Consider the following 21,454-nt stretch of genomic DNA (forward strand, 5'->3'; position numbering starts at 1 on the left):
CTTGCTACAGCAAGATGAATTCGCCACGGATGCGCAGTTTCATGCCGCGCGGCGCGTCGGCACCCGCCGCCACGGCCCAGGCGGTAATCCAGCGTGCACAGCGTTCGCGCGCCGCCGCATCGGCCAGCGCCTCGTTCAGCCGCCGTAGGCGCGCATCGGCCCGGTCGATGCGCTGGGCCAGGTACAGGCGCTGGTCCATGGGATCCGTCTTTTTGCTGTAATGCTGCATAGCTTTCCCTTTCCGCGTGGTAACAAATCAGGTGGTGGCATAGCCATCTACGCACGGGAGCGTCATTTGGATGTGGTGCAGGCATAACCACCATGGCGGTGGCTGGCGACGGTGGTGTCGTCGGCTTATGTCCTGCAGGCCAAGCCGACCTACTGGCGGGTGGATGGGTTGCTGGCGGCGGGGAGGTAGGTCGGATTAGCGGGGCCGCCGAGGCGCGCAAGCGCGTAATCCGACAATATTGTTGGCCGCGACGGTGGTGTCGTCGGCTTACGACCTACCGGCAGGTGGCTTGCTCGGCGGTTTGGGTGTTGCAATGGCAATCGGGTCGCTGGCCGGAAAGCTTTCCTTCAGCGCTTCATCGAGGATTTCCTCGGCGTGGCTTTCGCTGGCCGGCGTGGGTGAATCGCGCTCCGGTGGCGGGGCGGGTGCGGTGGCGGCGTTGGTGCTCGAATGCATGATGATCTCCTCGCGGTGGTGCGCCACGCTGCCGAGGTGGCCGTGGCGCGTGCTGCTGTTTCCAGCCTAGCACATCGTGCAGGAATGGCGCGCCGGATGCGCCTGCCGAAGCGATGGCGGCGGCGTCTGCTACACTGCGCTCCACTTTTATCGATGGAACCGCCATGACCTCCCTTCCTTTGCCATACCGCGCCACCGCCTTTGACGCCTGTGCCTGGCTGGCGCAACAGACAGGCACGCCGTGGACCCTGGCGCGCTTGCTGGAGCAGGGCGGCTTGCCATACGTCTGGCTCGATTACAGCGAAGCGTGGAGCGAGCTGTTCCATGACGGCGTGACGCGCTACGCGGCGCCCGTCGTGTTCATTGGCGACAAGCAGCATCTGGCTTCGGGCGCCGACGATGTGTGGCTGCGTTTTACGCGCGATTCAAGCAACATCGCCATCGAACTGAAGGCGCCAGGACTGCGCGTGCCGCTGGACAGCTTGCATTTCCAGGAGCGCGATCTGCTGCGTTTGCTCAAGGAATTGCAGCACCCGCAGCCGGCCGAAGCGGAAGCGGAGAAGGCGCCCGCCGTTCTGCCCAGCGCCCTGAAGGGTCTGGGGCGCGAGCAGATTCTGATGGCCTTTGCCGGTGTGGGCAAGGTTGACCTGGAACAGGGGCTGGCCAGCGGCGTCGGTATCTTTGGCGACGATGGCGCGCGCGTGCGCAAGAATTCGCGCGGCGGCAAGAACAGCCACCTGTGGCATCCGGTGACCCTGGCGTTCGGTTTGCACGACGTGCACCGCGTGCCGATGGCGCATCTGAAAAAGGCCTTCGCCACGCAACCGTTGCTGCGCGAATGGAAGGCGGACTGGCTGGAATCGCTGCGCCTGCTGGGCGAATAACTAGACGAAGCTAGCCTGCCGCGCCGGCGTCTTGTTAAGCGGCATATGCCTTCCGGCCGTTTATTGGCTTTCCTCGATCCTGCCGCCGCACTGCGTATAGCATGCTCTGTAATCGGAGTCGCATTGCCATGTCGATGCGCTGGATGAACAATATTGGCGTTTCTTTGCGCATAGTTCGCGGTCCGCATCTGTTTTCGCCACGGCCAGGCAGATGGAAACGGTACTGGTGTTGCGCATCTCACAAGCCTGTGCCTGGCTCGCCGCAATCTGCTCTTTGCCGGCAATGCATATTTGCTGATTGGTCCCGCAGCTCGTCACGCATTGACGGCCCGCATCCGAATCCGGAGGAATATAGCGATAGCTTGTGCAGCCGGCCAAGGTGATTGCGAAACAAATCGCAACAGCAAGGCGGAACAAGTAGAAATTGTGGATTTGCAAAGTGCGCATGGTCGAAAAGTGCTTTCCCGTGTCGATGAATTAGGTTGATTGCCGGATATATTAATATTCTGACAGGCGAGCTTTTTACCTACAACGCGCCGCAATAACTGTTACATTTTCGCGTTGATAGATTTACAGCTCGATGGGTGCCACTTCGGTGCCGATATCGGGCGCCGCGTAATGCATGCTGAAATACACGAAAGCACCGATATTGATGGCGACCGTGATCCAGAACAGCACGCGGAATGAGCGCTTGCTGGACTTGTGGCGCAGCCATTGCTGGGCAAGCACGGCGCCGGGCCAGCCGCACAACAATCCCAGCAGCAGCAAGGTGCGCTCCGACGTGCGCCAGCGGCCTTCCTTGGCGGCGGACTTGTCGATTGCGTAGGCAACAAAGCAGCTCAGGCTCAGCACGCCATACACGAGGGCGATCAAGACGGGGATGTGGAAAAAGAACGTGGCCAGCAAATACAGAACGACAAAGAACAGGATGACAAGATAGGACATAGGATGTGTTGGCTTGAGCGGAGGGCGTGAGTATCCCACAAGGGAAGCGATGCCGCAGCCTAAAACAGACAGCCTTGCGCCGTATCTATTTGAACAGCGCGGCGCCGGGCATGGCCCGTCTTCAGCGCTTCGCGGTCGCTGGACAGGGTGATGCCTTCCAGCGCCAACAAGGTTTCCTTGGCATGCAAGCCGCCCGCAAAGCCCGTCAACTCGCCCGTGGCGCCGATGACACGGTGGCAGGGGGCGATGATGGAAATGGGATTCTTGCCATTGGCGGCACCCACGGCGCGTACGGCGGCGGGGCGGCCGATCTGGCGCGCGATCTCGCCATAGCTGCGCGTCTGGCCGTACGGTATCGTCAGCAGCGCGCGCCACACTTCCTGCTGGAATGGCGTGCCGGCAAAGTCGAGCGGCACGTCGAATTGCTGGCGCGTGCCGGCGAAATATTCAGCCAGCTGGCGCGCCGTTTCCTGCAGCACGGCGCAACCGTCATCGACGCGCATGGCGCCCAGACGCACGCGGTTCGGCTTGTCGTTTTCCCACAGGATGGCGGTCAGGGCTTCCCCGCGCGCCACCAGGGTCAGCTCGCCCACGGGCGAAGGCACCACGATGCAGTCGTATTCCATGTTTGTTCCTCGGTCAGATGGCGCCAGTGTAGCAGGATGGCGGCATGCCGCATATTGCGTGTAGGATGGCGTTTTCGGCATGGAGCACAGGCTTTGACGACGATCCCCACTTATGACGATATCCGCGCGATTGCCCTGCGGTTGGTGCACGAACGCTATCCCTCGGCCGTGGCGGCCATCATCGGCGGCTCGTTCGCCACGGGCCGGCAAACGACCACTTCCGATATCGACTTGCTGCTGCTGTTCGACCACGTCGACTGCGCCTGGCGCGACACCCTCGTCGCCGAAGGGCGCACGGTGGAACTGTTCGGGCACGACATGGCCACGTTTACGTATTTTTGCAAGGAAATGGATGCGCCCGGCGGCAAGGTGCCGCTGGCGATGATGGTGGTCGAAGGGGAAAACATTGTCGCTGCCGGCGACGCCTACGCCCGGCTGCATGCGCTGGCGCACGCCATCGAGACGGCGGGACCGCCCGTGCTCGACGTGGAAAACCTGCAGCGCCGCCGCTATGCCATCACCACCGCGCTGGAAGACCTGGTCGACAGCACGCATCCGGGCGAGGCGCTGGCCGTCGCTTGCCAGCTGTACGAAGCGCTGTCCGACCTGCACTTGCGCGCGGCCGGCGAATGGAGCGGCGGCGGCAAGCATTTGTTCCGGCGCCTGCAGACATTTGACGCCGCCATCGCCGCGCAGCTCGACGGTGCGCTGCGCCTGGTTGCCAGCGACTTGCCGGCCGGCCAGCGCGCCTTCGAGCAAGTCGCCGCCGCCGTGCTGGCGCCCGTGGGCGGTCCCTTGCTGGAAGGATTTACCCTGCCGGCGCCCGCGCACTGGCGTGCTTAAAACGCAGTGCGCACGGAGAGGCTGATGTTGCGCGGTTCGCCCCAGAACACGCCGTCGAAGAATCCCACGTTGCGGTAGTACTTTTTGTCGAGCAAGTTATTCACGTTCAGTTGCACGCTGGCGTGCCGGTTGAGCGCGTAGCTGGCCATGGCGTTGACCAGCGCGTAGCCCGCTTGCGGGATATTTGTGATCGCGTTCGATGGCGGGCGGCCATACCACGATTCGCTGTAGGTGGCGCTCTGTGCCGTCATGCTGGCGCCCGCTCTCAAGCCGGCCAGCTTGCCGTCGAAACGGTAGCTGGTGGCCAGGCGCAGCAAATGGCGCGGCTGCGTGGTGGCGGCGCGGCGGCCATCGGCCTCGGCCGCGTGCAGATAGGTATAGCCGCCGCTCGCTTCCCAGGCGGGCGTGATCTGGCCGGCAACGTCGAACTCGACGCCCTTGGCCGTCACGCCCTTGCCGTTGGCCACCATGGCCTGGCCGCCGTCGGGCAGCAAGAAGCCGGGCGGCACCGTGCGGTCGAGTTCCGCCAGGTTCTTTTTCTTCGTGTGGAACAGGGCGGCCGATGCGTTCAGCTTGCCTTCATAGAATTCCCCCTTGATGCCCAGTTCCGCGTTGTCGCCCGTTTCCGGTGGCAAAAACTTGTCGTTGCGGTCCTTGCTCGATTGCGGGTTGAACAGCTGCGTGAGGCTGGCATAGGCCGAATATTGTTTGTTGATGTCGAACACGGCGCCCACATAGGGCGTCACTTCATTGCGCGTCTCGGAAAAGTCGCTATTGTCCGTGTGCACGCCCCGTGTATCGTAGTTGCGCGTATCGGTGCGGTAAGTGCTCGTGCGCGCGCCGATGATGACGTGCAGCGGATCGGCCAGGCTCAAACGCGTGGCGACATAGCCGCCTGCCAGACGCGTGACGGTTTCCGAGTGCGAACCGTCCGGATGGAAAACGGGGCGGGGAATGTTGCCCGTCCAGCTGCGGTAATCGGGAACGAAGGCCGGGTAATCGATGTCCGCCTCGCCACCGAGCGAACGGGCGCGCTGGTTGCCGCCGTTCCAGCCGACGATGGCCGTGTGCTTGCGCCCCAGCAAGGTGAACGGGCCGCTGGCGTACAGGTCGAAATTGTCGTTGGTGGTCTTGCCCGGACCATAGGCGCCCGTCCACAGGAGCATGCCTGCGCCCGTGGCCGGGTCTGGATGGCCGCCACCCGCATAGGCGACGGTGGTGCGGTTCGTGCTTTCCGTGCGCGCGTAGCCCAGATGCATATTCCAGTTGCCGGGCAGGCGCTGGTCCAGCGACGTGAACAGCGTGTGCTGCTTGTTGGCCCAGGTGCTCCATGGCGTCGTGAAACTGGTGTTGCGCGGCAAGTTGGCCAAGCTGCCATCCGCATTCCAGTAAGGCACGGCACCCCAGGTGGCGCCCGTGGGCTTGTTGTCCTGGAAGTCGACACCGGCCGTCAGCAGGGTGCCGGGGCGCAAGTCCGCCTCGACGATGACCATGCCGACCGTCTTGCGCTCGTGATACATGTCCAGGTAGGAATCGCGTTTTTGCCAGGCCAGGGCCGTGCGCGCCCGCACGCTGCCCTCCGCGTTCAGCGGCGTAGACAGGTCGGCTTCGAAGCGCTGGTCGTCCCAGCGGCCCATGATGAGGCCGGCACTGGCCTGGAACTCCTTCGTGGGCCGCTTGCGTATCATGTTGATGGTGGCCGACGGGTCGCCCGTGCCGCCCATCAAGCCGGTGGCGCCGCGCACGACTTCGATGCGGTCGTACAAAATCGTGTCTTGCAGCGGCGCATTGCCGCCGCGCGCCATGCCGTCGATCTGGAGATTGTTGATGCCGAAGCCGCGTGCATAAAACCGCGTGCGCTCGGTGTCGTTCTGGCCCACCTGGATACCCGTCGTCTGCGCCAGCGCCTGGTCCAGCCGCACGGCGCCCAGGTCGTCGAGCAACTGGCGCGTGATGACGCTGACCGATTGCGGCGTCTCGCGCAAAGTCAGCTCCATGCGCGTGGCGCTGCGCGCTTCGCCTGCCGTGTACGACTGCGTGCCTTCCGTCGTCGCCGTCGACTGGCCCAGCACGGTGACGGCCGGCATGGTGACGTCGGCCGCGGCCGCATCGGCAGCCTGTGCCGGCAAGGCCACGCCGGCCGCGAGGCTCAGCAGGCTGATGTGTAACAGATGGGGGAGGGGGCGCAAGGCGGGCTGGCGCGAAGAAGAGGAGACTGTCGTTGATTGCATCATTTTCCTGGAATATTTTTTGTCGTGAGTGTTCCTATCTCGTCTGGCGAGGTGCGCAGTAGCTGGGGGGATGGCTGACGCTGGCCCGTGGTCTGGCTTGGATAGCAGTTCCACCGCAAGGCCCGGCGCGGACGGGCAGTGGAAAAGAAGGCGCGCGATTCTTGTCATTTCATTGAATAAGAATCATTATCAATATAAGTGGTATTTGCCAAATAATCAAGCGTGCGCACCAAAGTAGTGCGGGCAGGAGTGCAAGTAGGGCAATGGCGCGCATCGGCTGGCCTTCTGCGATAATGCAGGCGCTGACAAATATTTTCCTCATTGAAAGAAATGCATGCGTACATGGATCGCTTGTGCCGGATGGTTGTGTGTCGTGTCGCTGGGCCAGGCTCAGGAACACGCGCCGCCGCCGGCAGTTCCCGTGCAGTTGCAGAGCGCCAGCGTGCCGCCCGCCACCGATACCATGCCAGCACCTCTTGCGCCGGTCACGCCCGCCGCGCCAGCGGAAGAGGCGCTGCCACCGCAAACGGTGACGATCACGGCCAGCAGCGACGCCAAGGCGCCGCGCGTGCGCTTCACGGCTTACCGCGAAAGTTATCTGACGGCCAGGAAAGTGTGGCAAGTGTCGAGCGGCAGCGTGGTCATGGCCCTGCGCCTGATTCCTGCCAAGCTGAGCGCCACCATCGACGACGTGCGCGTGGCCTTGCAAGGCAATGGCGCGCCCATGCCGATCAAGGTGTCGGACGGCGGCGTGTTTGTCGTGCCGCTCAACGATGACATCGCCGCGCAAGATGGCACTTTCCTGGTGAACAAGGGCAGGGGCGAGCTGACGGCGAATATCGTGCTTCAGCCCGCCGTGGCGCGCGATGCGTGGAACGTCACGCGTGTGGGGCAAGTCTTGCGCGACGCCCGGCGCGCCGTGCGGGCCATCACCCCGTGGTACAAGCGGCCGTTCGCCAGCGACGTGCAATCGCTGGCCTTTTGCGCGGCCGAGCGGGGCAGTGCCTTGCAGTTGATGGATGGCGAGCAATTGATCGCCACCTTGCCCATGAACGAGCAGGCCGTCAACGACATCAACCAACCCGTGTTTTGCAAGATTTTCGATGGCGAAGACAAATACCCGGGACACTACCGCGTGGTCATGCCCGAGCAGGCGACGGTGCTGCTGCTATAAGAATCAGTTGGGCTGGCGCTGCACCAGTTCCAGCGCCGCCGCCAGGGCCAGGTCCATGGTGGCCTGGTGGAAGATCAGCCATTGCGGCAACAGCGACAGCGCATGGCGCCCCTGTTCCAGGTCGCCTTCATCGACGGCGGCCCAGGCATGGTGCAAGCCGCTGAGCACGCGCGCATGCTGTTCGCGGTGGTTGGCCAGCGAGGGAAAGGCGATTTGTTCCATCAAATCCTCCTCCTCGCGGAAATCGCGTTCGACGGCCGCTATCAGCTCGCGAAACGCCACGCTGAAATGCTGGTCGCCCAATTGCTGCAACCGCGCCAGCTCCTGAAACAGCGCCTCATGCGCCTCGTCGATGACGGGAACACCCAGCGCCATCTCATCCTTCCAATGCGATTTACCCATGCCGATGCTCCCGGTTAAGTCCGTCGCGGTGCGAAGCGGACTGTTCCAGTGTGGGCGCAGCGAAGAGGGAAATCCATGACCTGGATCAAAAGTATGGTGAAGAGGGGGCGAGGAAAACAAAGCAAAAACAAATGGATGTAGGAACCAATTTCCCCTCCGTAATAAAGCGGTTTCAGCGATGCGTCTTATTGCCGAGGCCAATGGCTCCACATGGCATGCGCATCGACATTGGGCACCTGCAACTGCTGCCCGGCGGATAGCTGCATCGTATCCCTCAACACGAGGGGTGCAAGCATCAGGGCCGAGAGGGCAAGGCAGGCCAGCACTTTGAGCGTCAACATGGTCGTCTCCCGGTGTCCCGGCGGCGGCGCGGGGATGCGGCGCCTGCCGGTCACTTCCTTATGTACTACCATGCTTGCAGTTTAGTTCACCTGATCGTAACTTCAACTTATTGCTGTGATGCACTGCACCAGTTCGCCTGCTGCCAGGGGCCTATTTGGCCTTGCGGCTGCGCCGTGGCTTGCCTGTGGGCGGCAGGAAGGAATCGAACCACACTTGCGTCAACTGCCGCGTATTTTTCGCCGCCTCGCGCTTGACGGCGGCCGTGGCGTGGCCGCGCGCCGTGTTGGCGATGCGGTTGGCGGCGCTCAGGTACATGCTCATCCAGGGATTTTTCATGGCTAGCCTCGCAGACAGTGGGTGGGGATGACTCCACTCTAGTCCGATGGCTGGTGCTGACCGTGCGCCTGCCCACATAGCAGGGCGGCGCGGCCGGCAGGCTGATCTAAGTCAATACACGTCGCGGCGGTAGCGTCCGGCCGCCAGCAGGGCGTCGACGCCATCCTGGCCCAGCACTTCTTGCAGTACAGCATCGATTCCTGCCGCCATGCCTTGCAGGCTGCCGCACACGTAGACGATGGCGCCTTGCGCCAGCCACTCGCGCAGCTCGCCGGCGCTGGCGCGCAGGCGGTCTTGCACGTATTGCCGGGTTTCACCATCGCGCGAAAAGACCCTGTCCAGGCGCGCCAGGTGGCCATCGTCTAGCCAGCCTTGCAACTCTGCGCCGCAGACGCTGTCAAAAGCTTGCTGGCGCTCGCCGAACAGCAGCCAGTTGCGGGCCAGTCCCGCCCGCTGGCGCGCGCGCAAATGCGCACGCAGGCCTGCCAGGCCGGAACCGTTGCCGATATAAATGCAGGGCACGTCGACCAGGGCGGGCGCGAAGGCGGGATTGGCTTGCAGGCGCAAGCGGATAGGGCCGCCCAGAGGGGCGAAGCGCGTGAGCCAGCCGGAACAGACGCCATGGCCCTGGTTCTCAATGCCTGCATGACGTTCCTGGCGCACCAGCAATTGCAGTTCACCATCGGATGGCAGCGAAGCGAGCGAATAGCTGCGGGGCGCGTGGTGGGTATGGTCTGCATCGCCATCACTGCCATCCGCGTTGCAGGCGATGATTTCGGCCAGCGCGCCCGCTTCCCATGTGGCGCCGGCAGGGCCCGTCAAGGTGATTTCATGCAGTTCGCCACCCTGGCTGCCAGGGTTGAGCAGCACGCGGCGCGCCAGGCGCCACTCGGCATACGACGCTTCTTCCTGCACGCCGATGGCGTCGATGGCGCTGCCGCTGCAGCGGGCCAGCGCTCGGGACCAGTCGGCCAGGGCGGCGGGGTCGTGCTTGTCGACTTCGATCAGCGGGAATAATGGATGGGCGCCCAGCGCTTGCAATTGCTGCGCCAGCGCATGGCCAAAGCCGCAGAAGGCGCTGTAATGGCGGTCGCCCAGGGCCAGCATGCCAAATTCCAGGCCCGCCAGCGGCGTGCCCGATGTTGCGTGCAGCAGGCGCGCGAAGCGGCGCGTGCCGTCCGGCGCCTCGCCTTCGCCAAAGGTGCTGGCAACGATCAGCGCCCGTTCGTACTGGCGCAATTGCGCGGGATCAAACCGGTCCAGCGACTGCACGTCGACGGCGACCCCGGCCTGCTGCAGGGCGCGCGCGCTTTCCAGGGCCAGGCGTTCGGCCTGTCCCGACTGGCTGGCATAGGCGACGAGGGTAGGTAAACCGGTGCCCGTCTTGCCCGGCGCACCGGCACCCAGCATGTCGCGCTGCGCCTGGACAGCTCGCTTGGCCTTGCGGCGGCCCAGGTACAGCATCCAGCCCGTGATGGCGAACAGGGGCAGGCCCAGACTGGCCAAGGTAACGATGATGCGGCCCGGCAAGCCGAAATACGTGCCCATGTGCAGCGGATAAATTATGTTGACGAGGCGCGCACCGAGGCCCTGCTGGCCGTACGGCTCGTTTTCCGTGACCGTTCCGTCGGCCGGCAGGATGCTCATGCGGCTGCGCGCCCGTTCGTGCGGCGCATCGATGGCCAGCCACGTGAATTGGACGGCTTCGCCGGCGCGCGTGGGCAGGCGCACGCTGGCCAGGGTCCAGCCGGCGGCGTGCTGCTGGAAGCTGGTCCAAGCCAGGCTGATGTCGACGGCGGGCGCTTTCTCCTTGCCGCCGCCTTTTTTCGCGGGTGCCTGTGCCATCCTTGGCGGCTTGCCGGCCCAGGCGTCGATATTGTCGCGCACCACGTCATAGCTCCAGTAAATGCCCGTCAAGGTCAGCGCCACGTAGACGATCAGGCACCAAGTGCCGGCCACGGCGTGCAGATTCCACAAAAAGGAGCGGCCCTTCAGGGCGGGATCGAAGGTCAGCCACGTGCGCCAGTCCAGCGGACGGCGGGGCCAGCGCAGATACAGGCCGGACAGGGCTAACCCCAGCAGGCACAGGGCCAGCGCACCCGCCACTTGCCGCCCCGGATCGCGCGGCAGCAGCAGCCAGCGGTGCAGTGATTCCGTCCACTCGAAAAATTCCGCACCCGCCAGCGCAGGTTGGGTCGTGCCCGTGTATGGATGCACATAGATGGACTCGCCGCGCCGCTGGCCATTCTTCGGCGCGAAGAACAGCCGTGGCGCCGTGCCCGCTTGCGCATACATGGTGATCGAGGCCACGCGCTGGCCGTGTTCGGCAGCGGCAATGTTGCTCAGCTGGGCAGGCGTCAGCGGGGCGCGGGTTTCCACGGCGACATGGCGCACGCCGGGGTTCATGAGGTCCAGCAATTCATCCTTGAAGGCCAGGGTGGCGCCGCTCAGGCCAATGATCACCAGCACCGTGCCGGCAGTGATGCCGATAAACCAGTGCAATTGAAACCATATCTGCTTCCAGGTCCAGTGCCAGCGCCGTTGTTGCGGGGCGGCGCTTGGCTGGCGCACTGCGGACACGGCGTCGGTGCTGGCGCGCAACTGGGGGAGGGAAGAAGTGGTCATGGCGGCTTTCGATAGCGCCGCCATGCAGGAAGTCAGGCATGGCGGGAAGAAGGAAGGCTGACATTTTAACGAAAACGAGAATCATTCGCAAATGATGGTGCCCTGTTTTCACGTGGCGGGGGCCATCCCCGTTTGCCTGATCGGGCGCCATAGGCGCTACAATAGGAATACTGTTCACTAGTTCCCATTGCTGCCATGACCACTTCCACACCGAATCTCGTCGTCACTCCATCCGCCCACCCCTTGTCCGACGCCGAGCGCGCCGCACGCATGGTCAATCCCGCCTTTGGCCGCATCTTCACCGACCACATGGTGGTGATTCCTTACCGTGACGGCAAGTGGCAGCAGGGCGAACTGAAGGCTTACGGCCCGCTGATGCTGGACCCGTCCGCCTCGTCCCTGCACTACGGCCAGGCCATCTTCGAAGGCTACAAGGCGTTTGCCCAGCCGGACGGCAGCATCAAGACTTTCCGCCCGGAACAAAACGCGGAGCGCTTCAACCGCAGCGCCGCGCGCCTGGCCATGCCGGCCATTCCTGTCGAGCTGTTCCTGGAAGCGGGCGACGCGCTCATTTCGCAAGACCGCAACTGGGTGCCGAAGAACACGGGCGAGAGCCTGTACATGCGTCCGCTGATGATCGCTACCGATCCTTACCTGGGCGTGCGTCCATCGGAAGAATACCTGTTCGTACTGTTCGCCTCGCCAGCCGGCGCCTACTTCCCGAAAGGCGTGAAACCCGTCACCGTATGGATCAGCGAAGACTTCGTGCGCGCCGCGCCGGGCGGCACCGGTGAAGCCAAGTGCGCGGGCAACTACGCGGCCAGCCTGATGGCCCAGTCGCAAGCGCAAGAGAAGGGCTGCGACCAGGTCGTGTGGCTGGACGCCGTGCACCGCGAGTTTATCGAGGAAATGGGCGGCATGAATTTGTTCTTCGTCTACAAGGATGGCGAAAAGATCACCGTCGTGACGCCGGAACTGACGGGCACCTTGCTGCCAGGCATCACCCGCCGCAGCCTGCTGGAAATGGCGAAAGACCTCGGCTATGCGACCGAAGAGCGTAAATTGTCCGTCCAGCAATGGCGCGACGACATCGCCTCGGGCCGCATGACGGAAGTGTTCGCCTGCGGCACGGCCGCCGTCATCACGCCGGTGGGCGTGGCCAAGGCCAACGGCTTTGAAATGACCATCAACAACAATGAAAACGGCGCCGTCACCCTGGCCCTGCGCGAAGCGCTGCTGGGCTTGCAGCATGGCACGGCGGCCGATACGCATGGCTGGATGCACAAGGTCTGCTGATCAGCTTGTTTGATTGATACCGCGCCGGCACCCAGTTGCCGGCGTTTTTATATCTTGAAGGAATACGATGAAAATTCGCTCTGTCTTGCCTGCGCTGGCCGCCGTTTTCCTCAGCCTGTCCGCTGGCGCCGTCCATGCGGCCGACGCCAGCTGCACCATTCCGCGCAACGTCAGCTATTACGATTACGACGTCAAGCCGTCGGACGAGAAAAACACGTGCTACAAGCAAAGCACGAACGTGCCCACCGATTACTTCATGCTGGCGCTGTCGTGGTCGCCAGGCTTTTGCGACAGCCAGCGCCGCCGTGGCGCCGTGTCGAAGAAGGCCGCTTTCCAGTGCGCCGAGAGCAACCAGTTCGGCTGGATCGTGCATGGGCTGTGGGCGCAGTCGAACAATCCTGCCACGTGCGAAGACATTTCCGTGACGCCGCCGCGCAAGACGGACATGCACCCGCGCTATTGCAAGGGCAATTTGCCGAAACTGGCGCCTTCCGACATCTTGCCCTACATGTGCATGCAGCCGGGCGAAGCCTTGCTGCAGGGTGAATGGGAAAAGCATGGCGCCTGCGATTTCGATACGGCGAAGGAATATTTCGAGAAGGAACGCGAACTGTTCCAGGCCTTGAAGCTGCCGGACTCCACCATGCCGAAAAACGAGTTGTTCCAGTGGATGAAGCAGCACAACCCACAGCTGAAAGGCCGCTGGCTTGGCTATGAAAAGCATTCGGGCGAGTTGCGCATCTGTTATTCGAAAGATTTCAAGGTCATCGACTGCCAGAAGTGATGGACCTTGCCTGCCCGGCAGAGTCCGCCCATCCATGCTAGTGTATTGCCCGGATCAGCAAGATGAACAGGTAGTGTATTTATGCAGACGCAGCACACGCAAGCCGTCATGGTGGGCGAGGACGGCTTGCCGCCCGGCGCCCGTTTATGGGCCATGCTGGCGCTGGCCATCGGCGTGGGCATGGCCTCGCTCGATACGGCGATCGCCAACACGGCCTTGCCGGCCATTGCCAGCGAGCTGCACACGACGCCGGCCGCCTCCGTCTGGATCGTGAACGTATACCAGCTGGCCATGGTGGCGACCTTGCTGCCGTTCTCGGCACTCGGCGAAATCGCCGGCTACCGGCGCGTGTTCATCTCCGGCATGTTTCTGTTTACCTTGGCCTCGCTCGCCTGCGCGCTGGCCTGGTCCTTGCCCTCGCTGGTGGTGGCGCGCCTGTTCCAGGGCGTCGGCGCCAGCGCCATGATGAGTGTCAACACGGCGCTGCTGCGCGCGCTGTATCCGAAACATTTACTGGGCCGCGCGTTTGGCAACAATGCGCTGGTGGTGGCCGTCGCGTTCGCCATCGGGCCCACGGCCGCCTCGCTGATCCTGGCGACGGCCTCGTGGCCGTGGCTGTTTGCCATCAATGTGCCGCTGGGCGTAGCCGGCTTTTTCCTCGCCAGCCGCATGTTGCCGGCGACAAAACTGTCTGGCCACACGCTCGATGGGCGCACGGCGCTGTACAACGTGGGCGCCTTCGGTTTGCTGATTCTGCTCTTTGGCGATGCGGCCCATCACGCGGCCCTGTCAACCTTGCTGCCGGAACTGGTGGCCGTGGTGATCTTTTTTATCTTGCTGCTGCGCCGCCAGGCGGGGCACGCTGCACCGATGCTGCCGATCGACCTGTTCCGCCGTCCATTATTCCTGCTGTCGTCGCTGACGGCCATCTGCACGTTTGCCGCGCAGGGTCTGGCTTTCGTTTCGCTGCCATTCTATTTTGAAGTGACACTGGGCCGTTCACCCGTCGAGACGGGCTTCCTGATGACGCCATGGGCCGTGCTGGTGGCCGTGATGGCGCCTGTCGCCGGGCGCCTGAGCGACCGGTATTCGCCGGGCGTGCTGGGCGGCATTGGCCTGGCGGCGCTGGCTGGCGGCTTGCTGACCCTCGTGTGGATACCGGCTCACCCGAGCGTCTTTGACATCGGCTGGCGCATGGCCTTGTGCGGCATCGGCTTCGGTTTTTTCCAGGCGCCCAATCTGAAAGCCATCATGGGCAGCGCGCCGCCCGAGCGGGCCGGCGGTGCCAGCGGCGTGGTGGCCACGTCGCGCCTGATCGGCCAGGCCACGGGCGCGGCGCTGGTCGCCTATTGCTTCACGGTCTCCGCCACCCGGGGCACGACGTTTGCGCTGTGCCTGGCGGCAGGGTTTGCCGCTGTGGCCAGCGTGGCCAGCTTCTCGCGCCTGGTGGTGGCGCAGCCGGCGTGGCTTGCCGGCAAGCGCGACTGAGCGATCGCGGCCGTCAGACGTCGATGGCCTTGTCGGACTGCATGCGCTTGCGCAGTTCGAACTTCTGGATCTTGCCCGTCGACGTGCGGGGCAGGGGGCCGAAATAAATGGCTTTCGGCACCTTGAATCCGGCCAAATTATTCTTGCAAAAGGCGATCAGCTCCGCTTCCGTCACCGTGCCGCCTTCGCGCAATTCCACAAACGCGCATGGCGTTTCGCCCCATTTTTCATCGGGCTGGGCGATGACGGCGGCGGCCAGCACTTGCGGATGGTGATATAGCGCGTCTTCCACTTCCACGCTGGAAATGTTCTCGCCGCCGGAGATGATGATGTCCTTGCTGCGGTCCTTCAGCTTGATATAGCCGTCCGGATACATCACGCCCAGGTCGCCCGTGTGGAACCAGCCGCCCGCGAACGCTTCCTGCGTGGCCTTTTCATTTTTCAGATAGCCTTTCATGCAGATGTTGCCACGGAACATGATCTCGCCGATCTGTTCGCCGTCGGCCGCCACCGGCTGCATGGTGTCCGGATCGAGCACGGCCACGGCGCTTTGCAGATGGTAGCGCACGCCCTGGCGCGACTTTAAAACGGCGCGCTCTTCCTGCGACAGCGCGGCCCATTCATCCTGCTCGGCGCAGATGGCGGCCGGGCCATACACTTCCGTCAAGCCATACGAGTGGATCAAGTCGAAACCCATGGCTTCGATCTTCGCCACCATGGCCGCCGGCGGCGGCGCGCCGGCCACCATGCCGCGCACGGTCCAGTCGATTCCTTCGCGCCAGTTGGCGGGCGCATTGGCCAGGGCCGCATGGACGATGGGTGCGGCGCAATAATGGGTGATGCGCAGTTCACGCATCAGGTCGAACACCAGCTTGGGTTCGAACTTGCGCAGGCACACGTTCACGCCCGCGCGCGCGGCAACCGTCCACGGGAAGCACCAGCCGTTGCAGTGGAACATGGGCAAGGTCCACAGATACACGGCATGCTTGGGCATGTCCCATTCCAGGATGTTCGACAGGGCGTTCAAGGCCGCGCCACGGTGGTGGTAGACCACGCCTTTCGGGTCGCCCGTGGTGCCGGACGTGTAGTTGAGGGCGATGGCATCCCATTCATCGGCGGGCGGCTGCCAGTCATACTCGGGGTCGCCGCTGGCCAGCAAGGCTTCATAGTCGAGCTCGGCGAAGGCTTCCACTTCCGGGCCCAGCACATCGTTGACCTGGATCACGCGCAAGCCGGGAATCTGCGCTGCCATCTGGCGCGCCAGTTCCGCGAATTCCGTGTCGGCCAGCAAGACTTTCGCCTGGCCATGGCGCAGCATGAAGGTCAGCGAGGCCAGGTCGAGGCGGATATTCAGGGCATTGAGCACGGCGCCGGCCATGGGCACGCCAAAGCTCGCTTCCACCATGGCGGGCGTGTTCGGCAGCATTACGGCCACCGTGTCGCCCGTGCCCACGCCCAGCTTGATCAAGCCCGAGGCGAGGCGGCGCGTGCGCGCATACGTTTCTTGCCACGTCTGCCGCACGGCGCCATGTGCAATTGCCAGGCGATTGCCATATACTGCGGCTGCCCTGGCGATATAGTCGAGCGGGGTCAGGGCCGCGTAGTTGGCGCTGTTTTTGCCGAGGCCGGTGTTGAAATCAGCTGTCATGCTTGTCTCCTGGTAAAAGAATCTTGTAGCTCCCTGTTTCGGGATTGATACCGGTTAGCATAGCACCGGTGCTGGAAAATCACTGTCATCTTAGTGACAGGTCTGAAGGATGGAATGGATAGCAACGATAGTGTAGAACGTGCGATGCCGGAACTCGACAGCCACGACTGGTTCGCGGCCCTCGATCCCCGGCATCAGACCCTGTTGCGCGCCGGCAGCGTGCTCCGGCATTACGAGGCGGGCGCCGTCATCACGCGGCGCGGCGAACCGTCCGTGCACTGGATCGGCGTGCACACGGGCTTGATCAAGCTGGCTGTCTACAACGCCGATGGGCGCGGCGCCACGTTTTCCGGCGTGCCGGCCGGCGGCTGGTGCGGCGAGGGCAGCGTGCTCAAGCGCGAACTGCGCCGCTACGACGTGGTGGCCGTGCGCGCGTCGAGCATCGTTCTCGTGCCGGTGGACCTGTTTCATTTGCTGCTGGCCGAGAGCCTCTCCTTTAACGCCTTCGTCATCCGCCAGCTGAACGAACGCATGGGCCAGTTCATCGCCACCATCCAGAACCAGCGCCTGCTGGCCGTCGACGCGCAAGTGGCGCAAGCCATCGCGCAGCTGTTCCACCCCATGCTATATCCGCGCACCTCCAGCGTGCTTGAGCTGTCGCAGGAAGAAATCGGCTTGCTGACCGGCATTTCACGCCAGCGCGTGAACCAGGCGCTGGGCCATCTGGCCGAATTGAAACTCATCAGCATTGCCTACCAGTCGATCCGCGTCGTCGACCTCGACGGCTTGCGCCGTTATGGCGTAGCGTCGCTGTGATGACAGACCGGACGCGCGATGTGTGGCATGCTGGCGGCTCGTTTACCATATTGACCTGACGCATGGCCCTTGTTTCCGATCATCCCTTGCATTTGCTGGGCTTGCGCTTTCCGCTCCGGCTGCGCGTCACCGTGCGCCAGGGTTTTGTGACCTTGCACAATGAAATCACGACCAAGAAACTGGCCAGCGGCGACAGTTTCGTCGTGCCCGCCTTCTTGCGCTTTGCCTGCGACGTGATGCCGGGGCGGGGCAAGCCGGCAGTGTTCACCTTGGCGCTGGAAGATGATGAACCCGATGGCGGCCACGGCGGCGGCAAGCGCTGGAGCCAGGCGCTGGCCCAGCACATCTTTGATACGCCGCAAGGCAAATGGACGGCGGCGCGCCTGGCGGCCCTGTGGCAAGTGACGCCGCACAAGGCCCGCGCGCGGCTGTTTGCCGAAGGCGAGGCATTACTGAGCCTGGTGCGGGAACAGCGCCTGGCACACGCGCTGCACACGGCGGCGCAAGCGGGCGCCGATGGCGAAGACGGCGAGCGCGATCTGGCGCAAGTGGCGGCCGGCTCCGGTTTTTCCTCGATCCCCGCGTTCTGCGACGCCTGCGTGGATGTGGCCGGCGTGCGCCCCAGCCTGTTCCTGCGCGGCCAGGCGCCCGGATAGCCAGACTCCGTTATAATCGGGGCCATGGGATCTTTATTGAAGCGCAAACAGTGGCACATGTGGTTCGCCTGCCTGGCGATACTGCTCAATGCGCTGTCGCCGTCCCTGTCCTATGCGTTTGCTTCGCAGCACGCGAACGCGAACAATGCCGCCGTCGACATCTGCTCGGCCAGCGGCGCCGTCTACACGCAGGCCGACCTGGCGCCTGCCGCCACATCCACCACCGGTTCCGTGCTGCACCACATCGAGCATTGCCCATTCTGCATCAGCCATGCGGGCAGCGTGGGCCTGCCGCCGCCGTCTTCAGCGCCGTTACCCGTCATCATGGGCCACGACGACTATCCACCCTTGTTTTACCAGGCGCCGCGAGCCCCGTTCGCGTGGCTGGCCGCCAGCCCGCGCGGTCCCCCTTCGGCTGCCTGAACCCCAAGTCACGCCTTCCACGTCTTAACTGTATCCACTACGCCCATCGGGCCGGAATTATCATGAAACGTCGTCTTTTCCTTCTCGCCGGCACGGCGGGATTGCTCACGCTTGCCGCTTGCGAGCCAGCGCCGAAACCCCATTACAACGGCCTCGACTTGACGGGAGGCGATTACAAGCCCGACTTCAAATTGAGCGGCCCCGACGGCAAGGTGTACACCCTGGCCGACTTCAAGGGCAAGTATGTGATGGTCTTCTTTGGCTTCACGCAATGCCCGGACGTGTGCCCGACAGCACTGTCGCGCGCGCTGGAAATCCGCCAGAAGCTGGGGCCGGATGCCGATAAACTGCAAGTGATCTTCATCAGCATCGACCCCGAGCGCGATACCCCCGAGTTGCTGGGCGAGTACATGCGCGCCTTCGACCCCAGCTTCCTCGGCTTGCGCACGGACCCGAAGAACACGGCGCAGACGGCCTTCAATTACAAGGTCTTCTACCGCCGCGTACCGAGCGGCAGCTCGTACACGATGGACCACACGGCCATCAGCTATGTGCTCGATACGGAAGGGCGCATGCGCCTGGGCTTGAAACACCAGCTGACGGGCGACGAGTGCGTGCAGGACATCAAGACCCTGATGAAATCGAAATACACCTTATAACCATCGCGAGGAAATAATCATGACCCATTTGAAAACCCTGCTGGCCACGGCCCTGACCGTGCTGTCCTTCTCCGCCGTCGCACAAACCAGCGTGCAGATTTCTGACCCGTGGGTGCGCGCCACCGTGCCGCAGCAAAAAGCCACGGGCGCCTTCATGCAGATCACGGCACCGAAAGCGATGCGTTTGCTGGAAGTGCGCTCGTCCGTGGCCGGCGTGGCGGAAATCCATGAAATGAGCATGGCGGACAATATGATGCGCATGCGCCAGGTCAAGGAAATCACCTTGCCAGCCGGCAAGGCCGTCGAACTGAAGCCGGGCGGCTACCACGTCATGCTGCTGGACCTGAAAGGACAAGTGAAGGCGGGCGACAAGATTCCGCTGACCCTCGTCGTCGAAGGCGAGGACAAGCGCCGTGAAACCATCGAAGTCAATGCCGTGGCGCGTCCGCTGGGCGCCACCTCGGCCCCGATGCCTGCCATGAAGCACTGATCGCCATCATTTTGGCCAGAAGCCCGGTGCGCCGGGCTTTTTTGCGTCCGCCTGAAAGTTAAACGCTTGTTTGATATAATTCCGCACAATATTAAACAGCCGTTTAAATGATGGGAATGGCATGACGCAAGACAATAAAATCGAGAAAGAAAGCGAGAAACAGAGCGAACCGGCGCGTGCGCGCATCCTGCAGGCGGCCGTCCAGCTGTTTGCCGATGAGGGCTACAAGCTCGCGTCCGTGCGCAGGATCTGCGAGGCGGCCCACGTCAACGTGGCGATGGTCAATTACTATTTTCATGGCAAGGAAGAGCTGTATCTGGCTGCCTTCGACCATGCGCGCGAACTGGCGCGCGCCTCGGCTGCGGACGTGGCCGCCGCCAGCGCGCAGGCGCAGCTGCCGCCCGTGGAACAGTTGCGCCTGGCTATCGAGGCGCTCGTCTCCGACATGCTGCGCTCCGGTTCCGCATCCCTGTTCAGCCGCCTGGTGGCGCGCGAACTGATCGAGCCGACGGCGGCCATCCACAAGCTGGCCGAGCGCAATGTGCGGCCGCAGCATGCGCTGTTCACTCGCCTGATCCGTGGCGTAGTGGGGCCGGCCATGCCCGACGACGTGGTGCAGAAATGCGTGTTCAGCGTGATCGGCCAGGCCGTGTTCTATGCCCGTTCGCGCATCGTGCATGAGCTGGTGGCGCCCGAGATCACCTATGACGAGGCGGGCACCGCCAGCATCGCGCGGCATGTCGCCGCGTTTTCGCTGGCGGCCCTCGACGGCTTGTGCCGCCAATATGCTGCGCAGGCGGACGCATGAAGACCAGAAACCTGACCCTCGTGCTGGCCGGGCTGGCCATGCTGGGCCCGTTCGCCACCGATACCTTCTTGCCATCGTTCCCCGCGATCGGCACGCATTTCGACGTCAGCAGCGTGCTGGTGCAGCAGACCCTGAGCGTCTACCTGGCCGCCTATGCCTTCATGACCTTGTTCTACGGCACCTTGTCCGACTCGTTTGGCCGCCGTCCCGTGATCCTGGGTTCCCTACTGATCTTTGCCGTGGGCTCCATCGGCGCCGCGTTCGCGCCCAGCTTTGGCTGGCTGCTGTTCTTCCGCGGCATGCAAGGCGCCTCGGCGGGGGCGGGCAGGGTGATCGGCCAAGCCATCGTGCGCGACAGCCTGTCGGGCGCGGCCGCGCAAAAGATGCTGGCCAATATCATGATGGTGTTCGGCATCGCGCCCGCCATCGCCCCCATCATCGGCGGCTGGCTGCATGTGGCCTACGGCTGGCAATCGACGTTCGTGTTCACCTTTTCCGTCACCGTGCTGCTGTTGCTGGCCTGCCTGAAAGGCTTGCCGGAAAGTTTGGCTGTCGAACAGCGCCAGCCTTTTCATCCGGGCAACATCGCGCGCAATTACTGGCTGGCCTTGCGCCACCGGGCTTTCCTCTTGCGTTCGCTGGCCGTGGCCTTCGCCTTTGGCGGCTTCGCCCTGTACATCGCGTCGGCACCGCATTTTATTTTGGAACTGCTGCGCCTGCCGGAAACGGCGTTCGGCTGGATGTTCATCCCCATGGTGGCGGGCCTGGTGGGCGGTTCGGCGCTGTCGGGCAAGCTGGCCCACGCGGTGAAAAGCACCGTGCTGGTGCGCTGGGGCTTGCTGGCCATGGCGGCCACGGGCGCGCTCAATATTGCTTACAACCACTGGTTCGCGGCCAGCATCCCTTTCGCCGTCGTGCCCGTGATGCTGTATGCGTTCGGCATGTCGCTGGCCTTGCCGGGCATGACCATGTCGACGCTCGACATATTCCCCCAGATGCGGGGCCTGGCCGCCTCCTTGCAAAACTTCGTGCAAATGCTGGTGTTTGCGCTGGTGTCCGGTTTTGTCGCACCATTGCTGTTCGACAGCGCATTCAAGCTGGCGCTGGGGCAAGCCTCGGCCGTGGTGCTGGCCGCGTTTCTCTGGTGGCTGGGTACGCGCCACACCGCAGCGCACGGTGCTACCGGGGTTGCCAAAGCGGCATGAGCGGGGTTTGAAAAGGTAGGCATGCTTCCTGCTTTGTTACACTGTGACAATCAGACCCCTGCTGCGTCAGCGCAGCACGCGCTTGGGT

Annotated in this window: 24 protein-coding genes; 13 read left to right on the top strand and 11 right to left on the bottom strand. The window is 63.5% G+C overall.

Annotation, left to right across the window (positions count from 1 at the left end):
• Nucleotides 1–4: 4 nt before the first annotated feature.
• Together SKZ59_RS20230 and SKZ59_RS20235 are read right to left on the bottom strand one after the other, a co-directional pair.
• Entirely contained in the window at nt 5–229 is a 225-nt protein-coding gene (locus tag SKZ59_RS20230; protein WP_034757471.1) for a hypothetical protein, read from the bottom strand.
• Nucleotides 230–496: 267 nt separating this feature from the next.
• A complete protein-coding gene (locus SKZ59_RS20235; RefSeq protein WP_070304418.1) occupies nt 497–685 on the bottom strand; it encodes a hypothetical protein in 189 nt (62 codons plus the stop codon).
• Between the two features lie 164 nt (nt 686–849).
• Here SKZ59_RS20235 and SKZ59_RS20240 point away from each other — a divergent pair, with 164 nt between their 5' ends.
• Nucleotides 850–1,569, top strand: a complete 720-nt coding sequence (locus SKZ59_RS20240; protein WP_319992763.1) for a hypothetical protein — start codon at nt 850–852, stop codon at nt 1,567–1,569.
• Nucleotides 1,570–1,629: 60 nt separating this feature from the next.
• Here the strand turns inward: SKZ59_RS20240 and SKZ59_RS20245 are convergent, their stop codons facing one another.
• The 3 genes from SKZ59_RS20245 to SKZ59_RS20255 form a co-directional block, all read right to left on the bottom strand.
• On the bottom strand, nt 1,630–2,016 hold the full coding sequence (locus tag SKZ59_RS20245) for a hypothetical protein (protein WP_139143464.1): 387 nt from the start codon (nt 2,014–2,016) through the stop codon (nt 1,630–1,632).
• A gap of 123 nt (nt 2,017–2,139) precedes the next feature.
• Complete coding sequence (locus SKZ59_RS20250; protein WP_034757483.1) at nt 2,140–2,514, bottom strand: DUF1294 domain-containing protein; 375 nt, start codon at nt 2,512–2,514, stop codon at nt 2,140–2,142.
• Nucleotides 2,515–2,573: 59 nt separating this feature from the next.
• A complete protein-coding gene (locus SKZ59_RS20255; RefSeq protein ID WP_319992764.1) occupies nt 2,574–3,140 on the bottom strand; it encodes a methylated-DNA--[protein]-cysteine S-methyltransferase in 567 nt (188 codons plus the stop codon).
• A gap of 93 nt (nt 3,141–3,233) precedes the next feature.
• Here SKZ59_RS20255 and SKZ59_RS20260 point away from each other — a divergent pair, with 93 nt between their 5' ends.
• Nucleotides 3,234–3,983: a nucleotidyltransferase domain-containing protein gene (locus SKZ59_RS20260; RefSeq protein WP_319992765.1), complete on the top strand. Its 750-nt coding sequence runs from the start codon at nt 3,234–3,236 to the stop codon at nt 3,981–3,983.
• On the opposite strand, the gene SKZ59_RS20265 is transcribed toward SKZ59_RS20260, so the two are convergent.
• Nucleotides 3,980–6,214, bottom strand: a complete 2,235-nt coding sequence (locus SKZ59_RS20265; RefSeq protein ID WP_319992766.1) for a TonB-dependent siderophore receptor — start codon at nt 6,212–6,214, stop codon at nt 3,980–3,982. The genes SKZ59_RS20260 and SKZ59_RS20265 overlap by 4 nt on opposite strands.
• Nucleotides 6,215–6,548: 334 nt before the next feature.
• Here SKZ59_RS20265 and SKZ59_RS20270 point away from each other — a divergent pair, with 334 nt between their 5' ends.
• Nucleotides 6,549–7,388 (top strand): hypothetical protein, encoded by an 840-nt coding sequence (locus SKZ59_RS20270; protein WP_319992767.1) that lies wholly within the window; start codon nt 6,549–6,551, stop codon nt 7,386–7,388.
• Nucleotides 7,389–7,391: 3 nt separating this feature from the next.
• On the opposite strand, the gene SKZ59_RS20275 is transcribed toward SKZ59_RS20270, so the two are convergent.
• The 4 genes from SKZ59_RS20275 to SKZ59_RS20290 all read right to left on the bottom strand — a co-directional run bounded on the left by SKZ59_RS20275 (nt 7,392) and on the right by SKZ59_RS20290 (nt 11,093).
• Nucleotides 7,392–7,790, bottom strand: a complete 399-nt coding sequence (locus tag SKZ59_RS20275) for a bacteriohemerythrin (RefSeq protein ID WP_070304367.1) — start codon at nt 7,788–7,790, stop codon at nt 7,392–7,394.
• Between the two features lie 185 nt (nt 7,791–7,975).
• On the bottom strand, nt 7,976–8,131 hold the full coding sequence (locus SKZ59_RS20280) for a hypothetical protein (RefSeq protein WP_161781522.1): 156 nt from the start codon (nt 8,129–8,131) through the stop codon (nt 7,976–7,978).
• 151 nt (nt 8,132–8,282) lie between these two features.
• Nucleotides 8,283–8,468: a hypothetical protein gene (locus SKZ59_RS20285; RefSeq protein WP_099402374.1), complete on the bottom strand. Its 186-nt coding sequence runs from the start codon at nt 8,466–8,468 to the stop codon at nt 8,283–8,285.
• Nucleotides 8,469–8,579: 111 nt separating this feature from the next.
• A complete protein-coding gene (locus SKZ59_RS20290) occupies nt 8,580–11,093 on the bottom strand; it encodes a sulfite reductase flavoprotein subunit alpha (RefSeq protein ID WP_319992768.1) in 2,514 nt (837 codons plus the stop codon).
• A gap of 195 nt (nt 11,094–11,288) precedes the next feature.
• On the opposite strand from SKZ59_RS20290, the gene SKZ59_RS20295 reads away from it, so the two are divergent.
• From SKZ59_RS20295 to SKZ59_RS20305, 3 genes are all read left to right on the top strand, one after another.
• Nucleotides 11,289–12,389, top strand: coding sequence for a branched-chain amino acid aminotransferase (locus tag SKZ59_RS20295; protein ID WP_058050799.1), 1,101 nt, complete (start codon nt 11,289–11,291; stop codon nt 12,387–12,389).
• Nucleotides 12,390–12,456: 67 nt separating this feature from the next.
• Nucleotides 12,457–13,173: a ribonuclease T2 family protein gene (locus SKZ59_RS20300; protein WP_319992769.1), complete on the top strand. Its 717-nt coding sequence runs from the start codon at nt 12,457–12,459 to the stop codon at nt 13,171–13,173.
• Between the two features lie 81 nt (nt 13,174–13,254).
• Nucleotides 13,255–14,661: an MFS transporter gene (locus tag SKZ59_RS20305; RefSeq protein WP_319992770.1), complete on the top strand. Its 1,407-nt coding sequence runs from the start codon at nt 13,255–13,257 to the stop codon at nt 14,659–14,661.
• Nucleotides 14,662–14,674: 13 nt separating this feature from the next.
• Here SKZ59_RS20305 and SKZ59_RS20310 read toward each other — a convergent pair whose 3' ends face one another.
• Nucleotides 14,675–16,309 carry an acyl-CoA synthetase gene (locus SKZ59_RS20310; RefSeq protein ID WP_319992771.1) on the bottom strand — a complete coding sequence of 545 codons (1,635 nt, stop codon included), beginning with the start codon at nt 16,307–16,309 and terminating at the stop codon, nt 14,675–14,677.
• Nucleotides 16,310–16,423: 114 nt separating this feature from the next.
• On the opposite strand from SKZ59_RS20310, the gene SKZ59_RS20315 reads away from it, so the two are divergent.
• From SKZ59_RS20315 to SKZ59_RS20345, 7 genes are all read left to right on the top strand, one after another.
• Nucleotides 16,424–17,125, top strand: a complete 702-nt coding sequence (locus SKZ59_RS20315; RefSeq protein WP_413774580.1) for a Crp/Fnr family transcriptional regulator — start codon at nt 16,424–16,426, stop codon at nt 17,123–17,125.
• Between the two features lie 62 nt (nt 17,126–17,187).
• Nucleotides 17,188–17,781, top strand: a complete 594-nt coding sequence (locus SKZ59_RS20320; RefSeq protein WP_139248381.1) for a hypothetical protein — start codon at nt 17,188–17,190, stop codon at nt 17,779–17,781.
• Between the two features lie 36 nt (nt 17,782–17,817).
• The gene (locus SKZ59_RS20325; protein WP_219328339.1) at nt 17,818–18,204 is read left to right on the top strand and encodes a DUF2946 domain-containing protein; all 387 of its coding nucleotides are present in this window, start codon (nt 17,818–17,820) and stop codon (nt 18,202–18,204) included.
• Nucleotides 18,205–18,266: 62 nt separating this feature from the next.
• Nucleotides 18,267–18,863: an SCO family protein gene (locus tag SKZ59_RS20330; RefSeq protein WP_034757529.1), complete on the top strand. Its 597-nt coding sequence runs from the start codon at nt 18,267–18,269 to the stop codon at nt 18,861–18,863.
• A gap of 19 nt (nt 18,864–18,882) precedes the next feature.
• Nucleotides 18,883–19,353 carry a copper chaperone PCu(A)C gene (locus SKZ59_RS20335; RefSeq protein ID WP_152546547.1) on the top strand — a complete coding sequence of 157 codons (471 nt, stop codon included), beginning with the start codon at nt 18,883–18,885 and terminating at the stop codon, nt 19,351–19,353.
• A 121-nt stretch (nt 19,354–19,474) separates the two neighbouring features.
• Complete coding sequence (locus SKZ59_RS20340; protein ID WP_319992772.1) at nt 19,475–20,161, top strand: CerR family C-terminal domain-containing protein; 687 nt, start codon at nt 19,475–19,477, stop codon at nt 20,159–20,161.
• Nucleotides 20,158–21,366 carry a multidrug effflux MFS transporter gene (locus SKZ59_RS20345; protein ID WP_319992773.1) on the top strand — a complete coding sequence of 403 codons (1,209 nt, stop codon included), beginning with the start codon at nt 20,158–20,160 and terminating at the stop codon, nt 21,364–21,366. Before SKZ59_RS20340 ends, SKZ59_RS20345 begins: the two co-directional genes overlap by 4 nt.
• Nucleotides 21,367–21,454 lie beyond the last annotated feature (88 nt).

The sequence above is a fragment of the Janthinobacterium sp. GMG2 genome (assembly GCF_033949445.1).
Taxonomy (GTDB): domain Bacteria; phylum Pseudomonadota; class Gammaproteobacteria; order Burkholderiales; family Burkholderiaceae_D; genus Janthinobacterium; species Janthinobacterium aestuarii.

Coding starts and splice junctions, on each gene's coding strand:
- SKZ59_RS20255 (WP_319992764.1), bottom strand. CDS start 3,140: ATGGAATACGACTGCATCGTGGTGCCTTCGCCCGTGGGCGAGCTGACC.
- SKZ59_RS20330 (WP_034757529.1), top strand. CDS start 18,267: ATGAAACGTCGTCTTTTCCTTCTCGCCGGCACGGCGGGATTGCTCACG.
- SKZ59_RS20275 (WP_070304367.1), bottom strand. CDS start 7,790: ATGGGTAAATCGCATTGGAAGGATGAGATGGCGCTGGGTGTTCCCGTC.
- SKZ59_RS20230 (WP_034757471.1), bottom strand. CDS start 229: ATGCAGCATTACAGCAAAAAGACGGATCCCATGGACCAGCGCCTGTAC.
- SKZ59_RS20300 (WP_319992769.1), top strand. CDS start 12,457: ATGAAAATTCGCTCTGTCTTGCCTGCGCTGGCCGCCGTTTTCCTCAGC.
- SKZ59_RS20270 (WP_319992767.1), top strand. CDS start 6,549: ATGCGTACATGGATCGCTTGTGCCGGATGGTTGTGTGTCGTGTCGCTG.
- SKZ59_RS20335 (WP_152546547.1), top strand. CDS start 18,883: ATGACCCATTTGAAAACCCTGCTGGCCACGGCCCTGACCGTGCTGTCC.
- SKZ59_RS20310 (WP_319992771.1), bottom strand. CDS start 16,309: ATGACAGCTGATTTCAACACCGGCCTCGGCAAAAACAGCGCCAACTAC.
- SKZ59_RS20320 (WP_139248381.1), top strand. CDS start 17,188: ATGGCCCTTGTTTCCGATCATCCCTTGCATTTGCTGGGCTTGCGCTTT.
- SKZ59_RS20235 (WP_070304418.1), bottom strand. CDS start 685: ATGCATTCGAGCACCAACGCCGCCACCGCACCCGCCCCGCCACCGGAG.
- SKZ59_RS20250 (WP_034757483.1), bottom strand. CDS start 2,514: ATGTCCTATCTTGTCATCCTGTTCTTTGTCGTTCTGTATTTGCTGGCC.
- SKZ59_RS20265 (WP_319992766.1), bottom strand. CDS start 6,214: ATGCAATCAACGACAGTCTCCTCTTCTTCGCGCCAGCCCGCCTTGCGC.
- SKZ59_RS20345 (WP_319992773.1), top strand. CDS start 20,158: ATGAAGACCAGAAACCTGACCCTCGTGCTGGCCGGGCTGGCCATGCTG.
- SKZ59_RS20290 (WP_319992768.1), bottom strand. CDS start 11,093: ATGACCACTTCTTCCCTCCCCCAGTTGCGCGCCAGCACCGACGCCGTG.
- SKZ59_RS20285 (WP_099402374.1), bottom strand. CDS start 8,468: ATGAAAAATCCCTGGATGAGCATGTACCTGAGCGCCGCCAACCGCATC.
- SKZ59_RS20305 (WP_319992770.1), top strand. CDS start 13,255: ATGCAGACGCAGCACACGCAAGCCGTCATGGTGGGCGAGGACGGCTTG.
- SKZ59_RS20240 (WP_319992763.1), top strand. CDS start 850: ATGACCTCCCTTCCTTTGCCATACCGCGCCACCGCCTTTGACGCCTGT.
- SKZ59_RS20245 (WP_139143464.1), bottom strand. CDS start 2,016: ATGCGCACTTTGCAAATCCACAATTTCTACTTGTTCCGCCTTGCTGTT.
- SKZ59_RS20280 (WP_161781522.1), bottom strand. CDS start 8,131: ATGTTGACGCTCAAAGTGCTGGCCTGCCTTGCCCTCTCGGCCCTGATG.
- SKZ59_RS20315 (WP_413774580.1), top strand. CDS start 16,424: ATGGATAGCAACGATAGTGTAGAACGTGCGATGCCGGAACTCGACAGC.
- SKZ59_RS20340 (WP_319992772.1), top strand. CDS start 19,475: ATGACGCAAGACAATAAAATCGAGAAAGAAAGCGAGAAACAGAGCGAA.
- SKZ59_RS20295 (WP_058050799.1), top strand. CDS start 11,289: ATGACCACTTCCACACCGAATCTCGTCGTCACTCCATCCGCCCACCCC.